Origin of the sequence: Micromonospora sp. NPDC049081, assembly GCF_040648835.1 — a bacterium.
In the GTDB taxonomy this organism is placed as follows: domain Bacteria; phylum Actinomycetota; class Actinomycetes; order Mycobacteriales; family Micromonosporaceae; genus Micromonospora; species Micromonospora antibiotica.
Window position 1 is genome coordinate 77,481 of the sequence record NZ_JBEZEK010000001.1, and the last position, 15,966, is coordinate 93,446.

The 15,966-nt window shown below is 72.9% G+C and carries 12 protein-coding genes and 1 riboswitch; of the genes, 5 read left to right on the forward strand and 7 right to left on the reverse strand.

The features are described 5' to 3' along the window. Window positions 1-3: 3 nt before the first annotated feature. Together AB0B63_RS00215 and AB0B63_RS00220 are read left to right on the forward strand one after the other, a co-directional pair. Window positions 4-570, forward strand: a complete 567-nt coding sequence (locus tag AB0B63_RS00215; protein ID WP_208567515.1) for a TetR/AcrR family transcriptional regulator — start codon at window positions 4-6, stop codon at window positions 568-570. Window positions 571-689: 119 nt separating this feature from the next. After that, window positions 690-1,076, forward strand: a complete 387-nt coding sequence (locus tag AB0B63_RS00220) for a hypothetical protein (protein ID WP_208567516.1) — start codon at window positions 690-692, stop codon at window positions 1,074-1,076. Window positions 1,077-1,218: 142 nt separating this feature from the next. Here the strand turns inward: AB0B63_RS00220 and AB0B63_RS00225 are convergent, their stop codons facing one another. Together AB0B63_RS00225 and AB0B63_RS00230 are read right to left on the reverse strand one after the other, a co-directional pair. Then, complete coding sequence (locus tag AB0B63_RS00225) at window positions 1,219-1,938, reverse strand: hypothetical protein (protein ID WP_219463225.1); 720 nt, start codon at window positions 1,936-1,938, stop codon at window positions 1,219-1,221. A gap of 55 nt (window positions 1,939-1,993) precedes the next feature. Next, complete coding sequence (locus AB0B63_RS00230) at window positions 1,994-2,896, reverse strand: oxidoreductase (RefSeq protein WP_357013176.1); 903 nt, start codon at window positions 2,894-2,896, stop codon at window positions 1,994-1,996. Between the two features lie 127 nt (window positions 2,897-3,023). Between AB0B63_RS00230 and AB0B63_RS00235 the strand changes: the two genes are divergently transcribed. The 3 genes from AB0B63_RS00235 (at window position 3,024) to AB0B63_RS00245 (ending at window position 7,682) form a co-directional block, all read left to right on the forward strand. After that, a complete protein-coding gene (locus AB0B63_RS00235; RefSeq protein WP_357013178.1) occupies window positions 3,024-3,911 on the forward strand; it encodes a helix-turn-helix transcriptional regulator in 888 nt (295 codons plus the stop codon). 28 nt (window positions 3,912-3,939) lie between these two features. Continuing rightward, window positions 3,940-4,156, forward strand: a riboswitch (cobalamin riboswitch). Between the two features lie 119 nt (window positions 4,157-4,275). Further along, window positions 4,276-6,651 carry a ribonucleoside-diphosphate reductase subunit alpha gene (locus AB0B63_RS00240; RefSeq protein WP_357013181.1) on the forward strand — a complete coding sequence of 792 codons (2,376 nt, stop codon included), beginning with the start codon at window positions 4,276-4,278 and terminating at the stop codon, window positions 6,649-6,651. Window positions 6,652-6,704: 53 nt separating this feature from the next. After that, window positions 6,705-7,682 carry a ribonucleotide-diphosphate reductase subunit beta gene (locus tag AB0B63_RS00245; RefSeq protein ID WP_357014346.1) on the forward strand — a complete coding sequence of 326 codons (978 nt, stop codon included), beginning with the start codon at window positions 6,705-6,707 and terminating at the stop codon, window positions 7,680-7,682. Window positions 7,683-7,749: 67 nt separating this feature from the next. Here the strand turns inward: AB0B63_RS00245 and AB0B63_RS00250 are convergent, their stop codons facing one another. The 5 genes from AB0B63_RS00250 to aceA all read right to left on the reverse strand — a co-directional run bounded on the left by AB0B63_RS00250 (window position 7,750) and on the right by aceA (window position 15,744). Further along, window positions 7,750-9,069, reverse strand: a complete 1,320-nt coding sequence (locus tag AB0B63_RS00250) for a PIG-L family deacetylase (RefSeq protein WP_357013184.1) — start codon at window positions 9,067-9,069, stop codon at window positions 7,750-7,752. A 118-nt stretch (window positions 9,070-9,187) separates the two neighbouring features. Further along, on the reverse strand, window positions 9,188-10,819 hold the full coding sequence (locus AB0B63_RS00255) for an ABC-F family ATP-binding cassette domain-containing protein (protein ID WP_357013187.1): 1,632 nt from the start codon (window positions 10,817-10,819) through the stop codon (window positions 9,188-9,190). A 273-nt stretch (window positions 10,820-11,092) separates the two neighbouring features. Continuing rightward, complete coding sequence (locus AB0B63_RS00260; RefSeq protein ID WP_357013190.1) at window positions 11,093-12,634, reverse strand: glycoside hydrolase family 43 protein; 1,542 nt, start codon at window positions 12,632-12,634, stop codon at window positions 11,093-11,095. Between the two features lie 234 nt (window positions 12,635-12,868). After that, window positions 12,869-14,476, reverse strand: coding sequence for a malate synthase A (gene aceB / locus AB0B63_RS00265; protein ID WP_357013193.1), 1,608 nt, complete (start codon window positions 14,474-14,476; stop codon window positions 12,869-12,871). After that, window positions 14,473-15,744, reverse strand: a complete 1,272-nt coding sequence (gene aceA, locus AB0B63_RS00270) for an isocitrate lyase (RefSeq protein ID WP_219463241.1) — start codon at window positions 15,742-15,744, stop codon at window positions 14,473-14,475. The genes aceB and aceA overlap by 4 nt, the downstream gene beginning before the upstream one ends. Window positions 15,745-15,966: the final 222 nt, after the last annotated feature.

Here is a 15,966-nt window from a genome sequence, read left to right on the forward strand (position 1 = left end):
CCGATGCCCAGGAAGGTCGATCCCCGGCAGCGCCGCACGCTGATCGCGGACGCGCTCATGCGGGTCGCCGCCGACCGGGGTCTGGAGGCGGTGAGCCTGCGGCACGTGGCCGCCGAGGCGGGGGTGTCCGCCGGCATGGTGCAGCACTACTTCACCACCAAGGACGAGATGATGGCCTTCGCGCTGTCCGTCGTCCGGGACCGGGGTCGGGCCCGGGTCGAGGCGGCGGTCGCGGCGCTCGGGCCGGACCCGCGGCCCCGGCTGCTGCTGCGCACCCTGCTTGCGGCGCTGCTGCCGTTGGACGAGGCGGCGCGCGCGGACGGACGGGTGGCGTTGGCGTTCCTGTCCTGGACCGCCCTGCACCCGGCGGCGGCCCCCGGCCTGCGGCCCGACACCGCGCAACTGGTGGAGTTCATCGCCGGGCTGCTGCCGCGGCCACCGGCGTCGGACGCCGCGGCCGGGCTGCTGGCGCTGGTGGAGGGGCTGGGGGTGTACCTGCTCGGCGGGCAGTACACCCCGGCACAGGCGACCGCGGTCCTCGACCACCAGTTGGACCTGCTCTTCGCCTGACCGCAGGCGGCGTCCCACGGGTCGGCGGTGCCCCGGCGCGGACCGCTCGCCGTGCGGGCGCGGCCGACCCGTGAAATCCTCTGTGGACAGTGATCGTCACCTATCGACAGGAGACTTCCATGCGATCTCGGCTCCTCTCCATCGCCTCCGCGCTGACCCTCGCCGCGAGCGGCTCGGTGCTGGCCCTGATACCCGCCAGCCCGGCCAGCGCCCACTGCGACGGCCACGGGCAGCACCCGGACCTGTACAGCGGCGGCGGGATCTCCTGGGGCGACGGGACCTTCATCCGCGCCTACCCCCACCAGGACTGCCAGCCCAAGGGCCAGGGGTACCCGAGTCAGAACATCGACGTCCACTGCGCCACGCTGACCGGTGACCTGTGGTTCTTCGTCCGCAACACCTCCACCGGGATCAACGGGTGGGCCCGCCGGGACGCGCTGCGCTTCTCGCAGACCGTCACCATCGACGACTGCGCCAACGGGCTCGCCCCGCACCGCGTGGCCTGACCGGGGCTGCCGGCCCGGCCCGGCACGGCGTGCCCCTCGACGATTCGAGCGGTGCGCAGGTGTGACGGGACCCGGCAGCCCGGGGTGGACGGCAACCGCGTCCACCCCGGGCAGGCCGGCCCCGCAGGTCGACCCGACGGCGTCAGGTCAACAGCGCCGGGCGCAGCTCACCACCCACGTTGATCGTGCCGACGACCCGGTCGCCGGTGAGGTCGAAGACGTCGACCGCCCGGTTGGTGCGCATGAGTTCCCGCACCGACGGCGGCAGCGGCGGGGGTTCCTTCATCGCCGCCCGGACGTCCCGGGTGGTGGAGATCAGCCGGCCGACCAGTGACGCCCCGTCGTGGTCCACCCGGACCCGGCCGTACTCCCAGCCGCAGGTGGTGAGGTCGAGCACCTCGAACAGGCGGGCGAGCAGCGGATGCGGGTCGGTCGCCCGGACGAACTGCGTCGCCCTCGTCCCGACGACCGTGGCGGCGGCGGCGACGTGCACGTACGGGTGCAGGCCGCCCGGCAGCGCGAACAGCGGCCAGTGCAGCCGGCCACCGGCCGCCCGCCACAGTGGCCGGTAGTTGCGCCGGTCCACCGGGAACCGGTGACCGGTGCGCCGGTACAGCTCCGCCGTCTGGGCCGACAGGTCCGCGTGGGCCGCGTCGGCGAACTCGCCGACGATCCTGGCCGCCACCGCCAGGCCGTCACCGTCGTCGAGCAGGCCGACGATCCCCGCCACCTGGTCGGCCGGCGCGACGGCCACGTGGGTGCCGTACCGCTGCCGCACCTCGGCCGACAGCGCCGCCTGCCGGACCGGATCCTCCTGGACCTGCCGGCCCCCGCCGCCCAGCACCCGCCCGAGCCATCCCATGTCGCCTCGTCTCCGCCACCGTCACCGACCGCAGCCATGCTAGTGCGACCCTGCGTCAGAGATAGCTCACGCCGGTCAGTTCCTCGGCCGCCGTCCACAGCCGCCGGCCGACAGCGGGATCGGTGGCCTCCGGGCTGGCCCGCACCTCGGTGACCGGACCCCAGGTCTGGAAGAGCCGGGCCGGGCCGAAGAACTGGCCGCCACGGACCGCCGGGTCGGTGGCGGCGCGCAGCTGGGGCAGCGCACCCCGCTGCACCGGCTGGGTGGCCAGCAGGCCCAGCCAGGCGACCACCCGGCCACGCCGGCCCCGGTGGGCCATGGCCCGGGGGGTCAGGTTGGTGCGGGTGACACCGGGATGGGCCAGCACGCTGAGCACCGGTGCTCCGGCGGCGCGCAGCCGCCGGTCCAGCTCCACGCCGAAGACGGTGGTGGCGAGCTTGGACCGGCCGTACGCGGCGGCGCCCCGGTAGCCGCGCTCGCCCATCAGGTCGGCGAAGTCCAGGTGTGCGTTGCGGTGGGTGATCGAGCTGAGGTGGACCACCCGGGCCGCCCACGCGGCGGCCAGGTTGTCCAGCAGCAGACCGGTCAGCGCGAAGTGGCCCAGCAGGTTGGTGGCGAGGTGCAGCTCGTGGCCGTCGACACTGGTGCGGCGCGGGCCGAGCAGCACCGCACCGGCGTTGTTGACCAGCAGGTCGATCCTCGGATGGGCGGCGGCCAGTCCCGCCGCGAACGCCCGGACCGAGGCGAGGGAGGCGAGGTCAAGCTCACGTACCTCGACGTTCCCGCCGATGCGCCGGCCGGCCTGCCGGCCGGCGGCGGTGTCGCGGACGGCGAGCACGACGTGCGCACCACGGTGGGCCAGCGCGGTGGCGGTGACCAGGCCGAGGCCCGAGTTCGCGCCGGTCACGACGGCGGTACGGCCGTGCTGGTCGGGGATGTGGTCGGCGGTCCAGGTCATCTGCTGCTCCTGAGCGGTCGGGGTGGGACGCCGACGTTAGGGGCCGCCCGGCCGGGCTCGGTCGTCCCCGGTCGCCTAGGTCCCGCAGTCCTACCCACCCCGGTCCGGGCCGCGTCACACTGGCCCCATGACCCATCCGTACGCCCGCGAACTCGGTGACTTCCTGCGCGCCCGACGCGGCCGGCTGCACCCCCGCGACGTCGGCCTGGAGCCGGGCGGGCGACGGCGGGTCACCGGGCTGCGCCGCGAGGAGCTGGCGCTGCTGGCCGGGTTGAGCACCGACTACTACCAGCGGATGGAGCAGGGCCGGGAGGTCCGCCCGTCCGACCACGTGCTGGACGCGCTCGCCGCCGCGCTCGCCCTCGACGACGAGGAACGCCGGCACCTGTTCACCCTGGCCCGCGCCGCCCGCCGGCCGGTACCGGCCCGGGTGGACCACGGCCCGGAGCGGGTGCCGGAGCGCACCCGCCGGCTGCTGCGGGTGCTGGACACCCCGGCGGTGGTGCTCGGCCGCCACCTGGACCTGCTCGCCTGGAACGCGTGGGCGGTGGCGCTGCTCGGCGATCCGGCGGACCTCCCGCCGGGCCGGCTCAACATGCTGCTGCTGATGTTCGACGAGGCGGCGTCCCCGGTGCGGCGCTGCGCGTCCTGGGAGCAGCAGGCGCTGGACTACATCGGCATGATGCGTGCCGCCGTCGCCACCGACCCCACCCATCCCCGGGCCACCGCGATCGTCGGTGAGCTGAGCATCCGCAGCGCCGAGTTCCGGCGGCTGTGGTCGCGGCACGACGTGCGCGGGTCGGTCACCGGCACCAAGACCTTCCAGGTCCCCGGGGTCGGTGACATCGTCCTGGACTGGGACACCTACCCGCTGCCCGGCAACCCCGGCCCGGTGCTGCTGGTCTTCACCGCCGAGCCCGGCAGCGCCGACGCGGACGCCCTGCGGCTGCTGGCGTCACTGCGGGCCACCGACCGGTCGGAGGAGAGTTATCTGACACGCCGACGCGACATCTAGTGTTGCCTCTCCCCCATCCACGCCATATATGGTGTGCCACGCAGCTGGTTCGACCGGGCCCGGTGGTCCGGTCGAGGCAACAGGGAACCCGGTGGAAATCCGGGACTGCCCCGCAGCGGTAAGTGGGAACGACCGCCGTCATCGAGCACTGGACCGCCAGGTCTGGGAAGCGACGGCCAGTAGGCGACCGGCGACCCCGGTCACGCCCGCGAGTCCGAAGACCTGCCAGTGCGCCGTGCGCTGCTGCGCGCGGCGGTCGGAGGTCGCGCGGGACGACCGACGCCAGCACCCGGGCCGGCCGTCGCGCCGTGCCCGTTGGCGTTCTCCCGCGTCCGATGACCATCGGTGACAGCGAGGAGAGGTCATGACGAACGTAGCGGAACGCCCACCGTCCGAGGTCGACGGCGCGGAGTCACGCCGGCCGGCGATGCGGGTACGCAAGCGCGACGGCGACACCGAGCCGGTCGACGTCAACCGGATCGTCACGGCGGTCGCGCGGTGGGCCACCGACCTGGACGAGGTCGATCCGCTGCGGGTGGCCACCAGGACGATCAGCGGCCTCTACGACGGGGCGACCACCGCCGAGCTGGACAAGCTGTCGATCCAGACGGCGGCGGAGCTGATCGGCACGGAACCGCAGTACTCCCGGCTGGCGGCCCGGCTGCTGGCCGCCTACGTGGACGAGGAGGTCCGCGGGCAGGAGGTGACCTGCTTCAGCGAGTCCATCCGGTACGCCCACGGCCTCGGCCTGATCGCCGACGACACCGCCGCGTTCGTGGCCCGGCACGCCCGGCAGCTCGACGACGCCGTCGACCCGGCCGGTGACCTGCGGTTCGAGTATTTCGGGCTGCGGACGGTGGCCGACCGCTACCTGCTGCGGCACCCGCAGTCGCGGCTGGTGGTGGAGACCCCGCAGTTCTGGCTGCTGCGGGTGGCCTGCGGGCTGTCCACCACGCCCGACGAGGCGGTCGGGTTCTACCGGCTGATGTCGTCGCTTGCCTACCTGCCGAGCTCCCCGACGTTGTTCAACTCCGGCACCCGGCACACCCAGATGTCGTCGTGTTTCCTGGTCGACTCGCCGCGCGACGAGCTGGACTCGATCTACGAGCGCTACCACCAGGTGGCGAAGCTGTCGAAGTTCTCCGGCGGCATCGGCATCTCCTGGTCGCGGGTGCGGGGCCGGGGCGCGCTGATCCGGGGCACCAACGGCCGGTCCAACGGGATCGTGCCGTTCCTCAAGACCCTCGACGCCGGGGTGGCGGCGGTCAACCAGGGCGGCCGGCGCAAGGGTGCCGCCTGCGTCTACCTGGAACCCTGGCACCCGGACATCGAGGAGTTCCTGGAGCTGCGGGACAACACCGGTGAGGAGGCCCGGCGTACCCACAATCTCAACCTGGCCAACTGGATCCCCGACGAGTTCATGCGCCGGGTCGAGGCCGACGGCGACTGGTCGCTGATCGACCCGTCGGACGCCCCGGAGCTGCCCGACCTGTACGGCGAGGAGTTCGACGCCGCGTACCGGGTCGCGGAGAAGAAGGCGGTCCGCACGGTGAAGGCCCGGGACCTGTACGGGCGGATGATGCGCACCCTGGCGCAGACCGGCAACGGGTGGATGACGTTCAAGGACCCGTCGAACCGGCTGTCCAACCAGACCGGCGTGCCGGGCAACACGATCCACCTGTCCAACCTGTGCACCGAGATCCTGGAGGTCAACAGCGACACCGAGACGGCGGTGTGCAACCTGGGGTCGGTCAACCTCGGCGCGCACCTCACCGACGACGGCGTCGACTGGGAGAAGCTGCGCGCCACGGTCCGGACGGCGGTGGTGTTCCTGGACCGGGTGATCGACATCAACTACTACCCGGCCGAGCAGGCGGCGGCGTCGAACCCGCGCTGGCGCCCGGTCGGGCTGGGGCTGATGGGTTTGCAGGACGCGTTGTTCGCGCTGCGCCTGCCGTTCGACTCGGCCGGGGCCCGGGAGCTGTCCACCCGGGTCCAGGAGGAGATCTTCCTGACCGCCCTGGAGACGTCGGCCGGCCTGGCCGAACGGTTCGGCGCGCACCCGGCGTACCCGCAGACCCGGGCGGCCCGGGGTGACCTGCACCCGGACCTGTGGGGGGTCGAACCCACCCAGACCGCGCGGTGGGCGGCGCTGCGCACCCGGATCGCGGCGCACGGCCTGCGCAACTCGCTGCTGGTGGCGATCGCCCCGACCGCCACGATCGCGTCGATCGCCGGCTGCTACGAGTGCATCGAGCCGCAGGTGTCCAACCTGTTCAAGCGGGAGACCATGTCCGGGGAGTTCCTCCAGATCAACACCTATCTGGTACGCGAGCTGAAGGCCCGCGGCCTGTGGACGGCGGAGATCCGCGACCAGATCAAGCGGGCCGAGGGTTCGGTGCAGGGCATCGTCGACCTGTCCGTCGAGGTGCGGGAGTTGTTCCGGACCGCGTGGGAGCTGCCGCAGCGGGCGCTGATCGACCTGGCCGCCGCGCGGGCGCCGTACATCGACCAGTCGCAGTCGCTGAACCTGTTCCTCAGCGCGCCGACCATCGGCAAGTTGTCCTCGATGTACCTGCACGCCTGGAAGTCCGGGCTGAAGACCACCTACTACCTGCGGTCGCGTCCGGCGACCCGGATCCAGCAGGCCACCGTCACCGTCGCCCCGGTCGTCACGGCCGATGCCGAGGCGTTGGCCTGTTCCCTGGAGAACCCCGAGAGCTGCGAGGCGTGCCAGTGACCACCGTCGACGAACCCCGCACCGCCGGGCGGCAGCTGCTGCTCGACCCCGGCATGGACCTCACCCTGCGGCCGATGCGCTACCCGCACTTCTTCGACCGGTTCAAGGACGCCATCCGCAACACCTGGACGGTGGAGGAGGTCGACCTGCACGGCGACCTGGCCGATCTGGAGCGGCTGTCACCGGCCGAGCGGCACCTGGTGTCCCGGTTGGTGGCGTTCTTCGCCACCGGTGACACGATCGTCGCCAACAACCTGGTGCTCAACCTCTACCAGCACGTCAACTCTCCCGAAGGCCGGCTCTACCTGTCCCGGCAGCTGTTCGAGGAAGCCGTGCACGTGCAGTTCTACCTGAACCTGCTCGACACGTACGTCCCCGACGAGCAGGAGCGGTTCGCCGCGTTCGCCGCGATCGAGAACATCCCGTCGATCCGGCGCAAGGCCGAGTTCTGCTTCCGCTGGATCGACTCGGTCTTCGAGCTGCGGGAGCTGCGTACCCGGGCGGACCGGCGGGCGTTCCTACTCAACCTGATCTGCTTCGCCGCCTGCATCGAGGGGCTGTTCTTCTACGGCGCGTTCGCCTACGTCTACTTCCTGCGGTCCCGGGGCCTGCTCAACGGGTTGGCGTCGGGCACCAACTGGGTGTTCCGCGACGAGTCGATGCACATGGCGTTCGCCTTCGACGTGGTGGAGACCGCCCGGCGGGAGGAGCCGGACCTGTTCGACGCCGACCTGGAACGTCAGGTCACCGAGATGCTCGCCGAGGCCGTCGAGTGCGAGGTGCAGTTCGCCGAGGACCTGCTCGACCAGGGCGTGTCGGGGCTGTCGCTCACGGACATGCGGGCCTACCTGGAGCATGTCGCCGACCGGCGGCTCACCCAGCTCGGCATCGCGCCGCGCTACGGCGCGCAGAACCCGTTCGCGTTCATGGAGCTACAGGACGTGCAGGAGCTGTCGAACTTCTTCGAGCGCCGGGTGTCGGCGTACCAGGTGGGGGTCAGCGGCAGCGTCACCTTCGACGACGAATTCTGACCGGCGCGGCCGGGGCCCGGTCCGGTGGTGGGGTGTGCGACCACCGGACCAGGCCCCGGCCGCCCGCTCAGGGGCCGGCGTTGCCGAACACCTCGATCTCGGCGAGGCCGGCGTTGACGGTGCCGCCGCCGACCCCGGTGACGGTGAGCGTGACGCTGGTCACCGTCTTCGCCGCCGGGAGGATGACCTCGGTCGGGCCGCCGCCGTTGTCCAGGGCGCCGACGGCCGTGGAGGTGCCGTCGCTGAACAGCAGGGTGCCGCCGGTGATCTGGTCGTTGGGGTTGGGCCGGTCGTAGAGGACGACCCGGCGGATGGTGCGCGGGCCCGACCAGCTCAGGGTGAGCTGGGTGCCGACCCCGCCGAAGACGGTGGCCCACTCCCGGGTCGGGTCGTCGGGCCAGCCGGCGATCACCCCGTCGACGGCCTTGGCCGCCGTCTGCCCGCTGCCGGTGTCCTGGCTGGTCGCGGTGACGGTCGCCGTGCGGGCCAGGTTGGGGCCGAGGACCTTGTACTGCCGCTGGAGGAAGGCCGGGTAGTCGTAGCCGGCACAGGTGGGCAGGCTGGTGCAGGCTCCGTCGTCGTACTGGCCGTAGGCGAAGAAGGCCGCGGACTTGCCGGCGACGTCGGTCGATCCCAGGTTCACCGGATAGTTCTTGATCTTGTAATCGTGGTAGCCGGTGAACGTGGGCGACCCGACGTACGCCTGCTCGGCGGCCTGGGCGAAGTAGGCCGCGCCGTGGTGGTCGCTGTGGTCACCGTCGCCGAACCCGCCGACGTGGTCCTGGGTGTTGACGGCGGTCGGCTGGTAGGAGGCCATCAGCCCGGCCAGGGTGCTGATCAGGGCGGCCCGGCTGTAGCTGGACGCGCCGACGCCCAGCGACGTGATCGTGGAGATGCCGTTGAGCCAGAGCTTCTGCAGGCTCTGCGAACCGGTGTTCGGGTGCCCGGTGCCGCCGGGATAGCCGTCCGGGAGCCGGAGGAAGACCAGCGAGACGGTGGGCCTGCCGGTGAGGGTGAAGACCGGGATCGGATGCCCGCTGATGCCGGCGTCCGCCTGGGTCCAGGTGTTGGCGACCCCGGCCATCTGGGCGTACGCCACCTTGGCCCCGGTCTCCCGGCCGCCCCAGTAGGTGCTGTCCCGGCCGGCGTCGCCCGCCGTGACGAAGACCGTCCGGACGCAGCGGCCGGCCTGTACGTCGTGCAGCAGGTCCGGGCTGAGGAAGAGCAGGTCGTCGTCCTGGTGGGCGACCACGTTCATGACCGCTCCCGCCGGACAGCCCGGCCCGGCCTGGGCGGCGGGCGGGCCGGCCAGGGTCGCCGCCACGCAGGCGGCCACCATCCCGACGGCCAGCGACCATCGGCCCGGACGACGGCGATCTGTTCGCATGACAAAGTGACGCACGGTTACCTCCCCGTAGCAGCAGCGTGCGTCCTCTTTCTACCATGGACGAACGTCTACCTCTGCCCCGTCACGACGGCCCCCGGCGTCGGACGGCCGGGCCGGATCACTCCGGCAGCCCGGCCTCGGTGAGCCGGCCGTCGGCCAGCCGGAGCCAGCGATCCACGCCGATCCCGGCCAGGAACCGGTCGTCGTGACTGACCACCACGAACGCCCCCCGGTACGCCAGCAGCGCGCTCTCCAACTGGGCCACGCTGACCAGGTCCAGGTTGTTGGTGGGCTCGTCGAGCAGCAGCAGGTGCGGTGCCGGTGAGGCGTTGAGCAGGCAGGCCAGGGTGGCGCGCAGCAGCTCACCGCCGGAGAGCACCCCCGCCGGCAGGTGGACGCGGGCACCCCGGAACAGGAAGCGGGCCAGCAGGTTCAGCCGCTCCGCCCCGGTCCGCGCCGGGGCGAACCCGGCGAGGTTCTCCGCGACCGTCCGGGTCGGATCGAGCAGGTCGAGGCGCTGCGACAGGTACGCCACCCGCCCCGACGCCCGCGCGACGGTGCCCGCCTCCGGCTCCTGCCGGCCGCCGACCAGCCGCAGCAGCGTCGACTTGCCCGCACCGTTGGGCCCCGTCAGGGCGATCCGTTCGGGACCCCGGATGGTCAGGTCGACCCCGTCACCGGCGAAGACCGACCGGCCCGCGTAGCCGGCCCGCATCCCGTGGCCGGCGAAGACGGTACGACCGGCGGGCACCGTGGTGTCGGGCAGGTCCAGGACGAGCTGGTCGTCGCGACGGGCCGCCTCGCCGGCCTGGTCCAGCCGGGCCTGGGCGTCGGCGACCCGGGCGGTGTGCACGTCGTCGGCCCGGCCCGCCGACACCTGCGCGTCCCGCTTGAGGTTGCCGGCGACGATCCGGGGCAGCCCCGCGTCGGACAGGTTCCGGGCGGCGGTCGAGGCCCGGCGGGCCGCCCGCTCGCGGGCCTGCTGGAGTTCCCGCCGCTGCCGCTTCACGTCCTGCTCGGCCTGACGCACCTGCCGCTCGGCGACCTCCCGCTCGGCCCGTACCACCTGCTCGTAGTGGGTGAAGTTGCCGCCGAAAAGGCGGATCCCGCCGTGGTCGAGGGCGGCGATGCGGTCCATCTCGTCCAGCAGCGCACGGTCGTGGCTGACCACGAGCAGCGTGCCCGGCCAGGACCGCAGCACGGCGAGCAGTCGTTCCCGCGCCGGCCGGTCGAGGTTGTTGGTGGGCTCGTCGAGCAGCAGCACGTCGGGCCGTTTGAGCAGTTCGGCGGCGAGGCCGAGGGAGACCACCTCGCCGCCGCTGAGGGTGCCGAGCCGGCGGTCCAGCGTCACCCCGGTCAGGCCGAGCCGGTCGAGGGCGACCCGGATGCGGTCCTCGACGTCCCAGTCATCGCCGACGGTGGCGAAGTGCTCCTCGGCGGCGTCGCCGGACTCGATGGCGTGCAGCGCGGCGACGACGCGGTCGACCCCGAGCACCTCGGCGACGGTCTGCCGCGTCGCGAAGGGCAGGTGCTGCGGCAGGTAGCCCAGCACCCCCTCGACGGTGACGCTGCCCGTGGTGGGACGCAGCTCGCCGACGATGAGCCGCAGCAGGGTGGACTTGCCGGCGCCGTTCGCCGCGACCAGACCGGTGCGGCCGGCGGGAACGGAGAACGACAGGTCCTCGACGACCGGGGTGTCATCCGGCCAGGAGAAGGACAGGTGGGAGCAGACGACGTGAGTGTCGGACATGGTGAACCTCGGAGACAGGTGATCCGGGCGCGCGGGCGCTGCCCGGGGTGAACAGGGCAGGACGACAGGAGCGACGCGACGGGGCGGTCATCCGCCGTCGGTCACCGCAGCCGGGTGTTCACCCGGAGATGTCGTCGTCACCTGCCACGATCTGCTCCCTGCCCTGGTCGAACTGTTAGCTGCCTGGTCGAACCGTGCCCTGCCTGGTCGACCGGACCAGGATAACCCGGTCCGCCCGGCACCGGCGGCCCGGCGCACGCCCGGCGTGGGCGGCTAGCACGGCTCGTAGTCGAACCAGTCGAAGGCGACGTCGCCCCGGGCGGCGTACATGCCGATGACCCGGCCGGTGAAACCGCCGGCGACCTCGGTGGACAGGTACCTGCCGTCGAGTTCGGCCAGCACGTCGAAGGCCCCGTCCGGGTGCTCGACGCCGAGCCGGAGCAGGTCGGGTTCCTTGGCGGGGTGCCAGTCGCCGGGCGACGGGGCGAGCACCTCGATCCGCAGCCGGACCGGGCCGGCCCCGACCGGGCGGGTGGCGAGCGTCGACCGCACCGACCCGATCCGCGCGACGACCCGTACCTCGCCGCCGCCCACCTCGATGTCGTAGTGGTGGCGCTCGTCGAGGCGCACCACCAGACCACCGTGCCCGTCGGCCGGGTCGACCACGGTGCGGACCCGGCAGGACGGGTGCTGCTGGCGGCGGCCGACGAACGTGACGTCCGGTGCGTCCGGCGACGCGCCCCGGGCCCGCAGCGTGAGCCAGCCGGGCCGTTCGGTCAACGACCACACGTCGGCCGGCCGGGACCGCACCGAGACCCACCGGGGATGCAGCCGGTCGGCGTCGAAGTCGTCGCGGACGGGCGGCGGCGCGACGGGGTACGCGGCCCACGGCGGCGCGGCCATCTCCGGCGTGACCGCGCCGACCACCGGCCAGCCGTCCACCCAGGTCACCGGGGCCAGGAACGTCTCCCGCCCGAGCACGTGCCAGCCGGGGGTGCCGCCGCCGGGGCGGACCCCGAGCAGCACCAGCCACCACGACCCGTCGGGCCCCTCGACCAGGTCGGCGTGGCCGGTGTTCTGGATCGGCCGGTGGGTGCCCCGGTGGGTGAGGATCGGGTTGGCCGGGCCCGGCTCGAACGGGCCGTCGGGCGTGCCCGCGCGGGCGATCGAGACAGCGTGCCCGCGCTCGGTGCCGCCCTCGGCGATCAGCAGGTACCAGTGGTCACCGATGCGGTACAGGTGCGGCGCCTCCGGGGCCTGCGCGCCCGGCGCACCGGACCACAGCTGCCGGGGCGGGCCGACGGTGTGGCCCGTCGCCGGGTCGAGGCGCACCTGCGCGATCCCCGCGTAGGTGCACCAGCAGGTGCCGTCGTCGTCCCAGGCCAGGTCGGGGTCGATGCCGTCCACTCCGGGGGCGCGGACCGGGTCCGACCACGGACCGGCCGGGTCGGTGGCGGTGCAGATCAGCGTGCCACCACCGTCGGCGCAGTTGGTGACGATCAGCCAGAACCGGCCGTCGTGGTGGCGTAGCGTCGGCGCGTACACCCCGGCCGACGACGGCATCGTCACCGGCAGGGTGAGCTGGCCCGGCCGGTCCAGCACGTTGCCGATCTGCTCCCAGTGCACCAGGTCCCGGCTGTGGAACAGCGGCACCCCGGGGAAGTACTCGAAGCTGGAACACGCCAGGTAGTAGTCGTCGCCGACCCGGCAGACGCTCGGATCGGGATGGAACCCGGCCAGCACCGGGTTGGCGAAGGTGCCGCCGACCCAGCCGGCCGCCCCCTCGGGCACCGCGTCGGCCCCGACCGGATTCATCCACCAACCCCCTGGGATCGTGATCGGGAGGGATACCCGCTCACGATCCCATGTGGGCGGCACCGTCTGCTGCCCCACCGGATTCCGCCCGCCGGGCCGGGCCCCGACTTTCCGGCCCCCGTCCCACCGGGCCCCGACGTTCCGGCCCCCGCCCCACCGGGCGGCGGGTTCCGGCGTCGCCGGGCCGGCACCGGCCGGGAGGAGCCAGGCCCCTCCCGGCCACGCGGTGGCGTGTCAGCCCACCGGCACGGGCCGCCGGGTCGGACCGAAGTGCCGGGCGTACGCCCCGGTGGTGAAGAACGCCGGCAGGTCCTCGCCGAGGGCGGTGTCCTCGACGATCCGGGCGGCCCGTTCGGCGCGGTCCCGGTTGGCACCCACCCGCCCGTCGACCAGGGCGGCCAGCTCCGCCGCGAGGATCGACCGGACCAGGTCCTCGGTCACGCAGCCGCCGTCGGCCAGCGGGGTGCCGTGGTGCAGCCACTGCCAGACCTGGCAGCGGGCGATCTCGGCGGTGGCCGCGTCCTCCATCAGGTTGCCCAGCGCCACCGCGCCGGTGCCGCCGAGCCACGCGTCGACGTAACGCACGGCGACGGCGATGTTGGCCCGCACCCCGGCGGTGGTGACCTGGCCCGGGGTCTTGTCGACGGCGAGCAGGTCGGCGGCGGTCACGGCCACGTCGTCGCGCAGCCGGTCGAGCTGGTGCGGGCGGTCACCCAGCACCGCGTCGAACTCCCGACGGCAGGTCTCGACCAGGCCCGGGTGGGCCACCCAGGAACCGTCGAACCCGTCGCCGGCCTCCCGCCGCTTGTCCGCCCGGACCCGGTCGAGGGCCACCTCGTTGACCTGCGGGTCCCGGCTCGGGATGAACGCGGCCATCCCGCCGATCGCGTGCGCCCCGCGCCGGTGGCAGGTCGCCACCAGCAGCTCGGTGTACGCGCGCATGAACGGCACCGTCATGGTGACCTCGGACCGGTCCGGCAGGACGAAGTCCGGCCACTGCCCGAAGTTCTTGATCACGCTGAAGATGTAGTCCCACCGGCCGGCGTTCAACCCCGCCGAGTGTTCCCGCAGCTCGTAGAGGATCTCCTCCATCTCGAACGCGGCAGTGATCGTCTCGATCAGCGTGGTGGCCCGGATGGTGCCCCGGGGCAGGCCGAGGCGCTGCTGGGCGAAGACGAAGACGTCGTTCCACAGCCGCGCCTCCCGGTGACCCTCCAGCTTCGGCAGGTAGAAGTACGGTCCGGCGCCCGCGTCGAGCTGCCGCTGCGCGCAGTGGAACAGGTAGAGCCCGAAGTCGACCAGGCTGGCCGAGATGGGCCGGCCGTCCACCACGATGCCCTTCTCCACCAGGTGCCAGCCGCGCGGCCGCACGACGATGGTGGCCAGGTCCGCGCCGAGGGCGTACCGCTTGCCGCGCGGGTCGGTGAAGTCGATGCGCCGGTCCAGGGCGTCGATCAGGTTGAGCTGGCCGGAGATGACGTTGTGCCAGGTCGGGGCGGTGGCGTCCTCGAAGTCGGCGAGCCACACCCGGGCCCCGGAGTTGAGCGCGTTGACCGTCATCTTGCGGTCGGTCGGTCCGGTGATCTCGACCCGCCGGTCGAGCAGGCCGGGTGCGGGCGGGGCCACCCGCCAGTCGGGGTCGGCCCGGATCGCGGCGGTCTCCGGCAGGAAGTCGGGGAACTGGCCGGTGGAGTAGCGGTCCCGGCGGGCCCGGCGGGTGTCCAGCAGGGCCACCCGGCGGGCGGCGAACTCACTGTCCAGCGCCACCAGGAACTCCAGCGCCCCGGGGGTGAGGACCTCGTCGAACCGGTCGGCCAGCGCTCCGATGATCTCGTACCTCATGCGAACTGCTCCTCTTCGGTGGAGCCGCGCAGGGCGGTGGTCTCGGCGGCCGGGTTGAGCACGGTGCTGATCAGGTCGAAGTAGCCGGTGCCGACCTCGCGCTGGTGCCTGACGGCGGTGTAGCCGGCCGGTTCGGCGGCGAACTCCCGTTCCTGCAACGCCACGTAGGCGGACATGCCGTCGGCGGCGTAACCCCGGGCCAGGTCGAACATCGAGTAGTTGAGGGCGTGGAAGCCGGCCAGGGTGATGAACTGGAACCGGTAGCCCAGGTGGCCGAGCTCGCGCTGGAACTTCGCGATGGTCGAGTCGTCGAGGTGCTTGCGCCAGTTGAACGACGGCGAGCAGTTGTAGGCGAGGAGCTGGTCCGGGTACTCGGCCTTGACCGCCTCGGCGAAGCGGCGGGCCACCTCCAGGTCGGGGGTGGAGGTCTCCATCCACAGCAGGTCGGCGTGCGGGGCGTAGGCCAGCCCCCGGGCGATGCACGGCTCGATGCCGTTGCGCACCCGGTAGAACCCCTCGGCGGTGCGCTCGCCGGTGACGAAGGGCCGGTCCCGCTCGTCCACGTCGGTGGTGAGCAGGGTGGCGGCCTGCGCGTCGGTGCGGGCGATCACCACCGACGGCACCCCGGCCACGTCGGCCGCGAGCCGCGCCGCCTCCAGGGTGCGGACGTGCTGGCCGGTCGGGACGAGCACCTTGCCGCCCAGGTGGCCGCACTTCTTCTCGGCGGCGAGCTGGTCCTCCCAGTGCACGCCCGCCGCGCCGGCCCCGATCATGGCGGTCATCAGCTCGTAGGCGTTGAGCGGGCCACCGAAGCCGGCCTCGGCGTCGGCGACGATCGGCGCGAGCCAGTCGACGCCGCCGTCGTCGCCCTCGGCGGTGGTGATCTGGCCGGCGCGCAGCAGCGCGTTGTTGATCCGGCGCACCACGGCGGGCACCGAGTTGGCGGGGTAGAGGCTCTGGTCGGGGTAGGTGTGCCCGGCGAGGTTGGCGTCGGCGGCCACCTGCCAGCCGGAGAGGTAGATGGCCTTGAGCCCGGCCCGGACCATCTGCACGGCCTGGTTGCCGGTGAGCGCACCCAGGGCGTGGATGTAGTCCTCGGTGTGCAGCAGCTCCCACAGCCGTTCCGCCCCGCGTCGGGCCAGGGTGTGCTCCTCCTGGACGGCCCCCCGCAGGCGGACCACGTCCTCGGCGCGGTAGCTGCGGCGCACCCCCTGCCAGCGGGGGTCGGTCTCCCACTCGGTACGCAACCGCTCCACGTCGTTCTGCATGATCTCGTCTCCTCGGATGTCGTGACGCCGGCACCGGCCGTCGTGCCGTCCGGCGGTGCGAACGCGTCGCCCGGCCGGCGTGTCACCCACGGTCACACGGTGTCGCAGGGGTGGTCGAGGGACGGAAGAAGCCAAGTTCTGAGAAGTTCACCCCCGGTTCTGCGAAGTTGCGAACAGGTATATTCGCACTCTGCCAAGGGGTGCTGGGCTGCTGAAAGAGCA

Bases quoted from the DNA above. Each gene is read 5' to 3' on its own strand.
- AB0B63_RS00230 (WP_357013176.1), bottom strand. From the start codon at position 2,896: ATGACCTGGACCGCCGACCACATCCCCGACCAGCACGGCCGTACCGCC.
- AB0B63_RS00215 (WP_208567515.1), top strand. From the start codon at position 4: ATGCCCAGGAAGGTCGATCCCCGGCAGCGCCGCACGCTGATCGCGGAC.
- AB0B63_RS00255 (WP_357013187.1), bottom strand. From the start codon at position 10,819: ATGTCCGACACTCACGTCGTCTGCTCCCACCTGTCCTTCTCCTGGCCG.
- AB0B63_RS00250 (WP_357013184.1), bottom strand. From the start codon at position 9,069: ATGCGAACAGATCGCCGTCGTCCGGGCCGATGGTCGCTGGCCGTCGGG.
- AB0B63_RS00245 (WP_357014346.1), top strand. From the start codon at position 6,705: ATGGACCTCACCCTGCGGCCGATGCGCTACCCGCACTTCTTCGACCGG.
- AB0B63_RS00240 (WP_357013181.1), top strand. From the start codon at position 4,276: ATGACGAACGTAGCGGAACGCCCACCGTCCGAGGTCGACGGCGCGGAG.
- AB0B63_RS00260 (WP_357013190.1), bottom strand. From the start codon at position 12,634: ATGAATCCGGTCGGGGCCGACGCGGTGCCCGAGGGGGCGGCCGGCTGG.
- aceB (WP_357013193.1), bottom strand. From the start codon at position 14,476: ATGAGGTACGAGATCATCGGAGCGCTGGCCGACCGGTTCGACGAGGTC.
- aceA (WP_219463241.1), bottom strand. From the start codon at position 15,744: ATGCAGAACGACGTGGAGCGGTTGCGTACCGAGTGGGAGACCGACCCC.
- AB0B63_RS00220 (WP_208567516.1), top strand. From the start codon at position 690: ATGCGATCTCGGCTCCTCTCCATCGCCTCCGCGCTGACCCTCGCCGCG.
- AB0B63_RS00225 (WP_219463225.1), bottom strand. From the start codon at position 1,938: ATGGGATGGCTCGGGCGGGTGCTGGGCGGCGGGGGCCGGCAGGTCCAG.
- AB0B63_RS00235 (WP_357013178.1), top strand. From the start codon at position 3,024: ATGACCCATCCGTACGCCCGCGAACTCGGTGACTTCCTGCGCGCCCGA.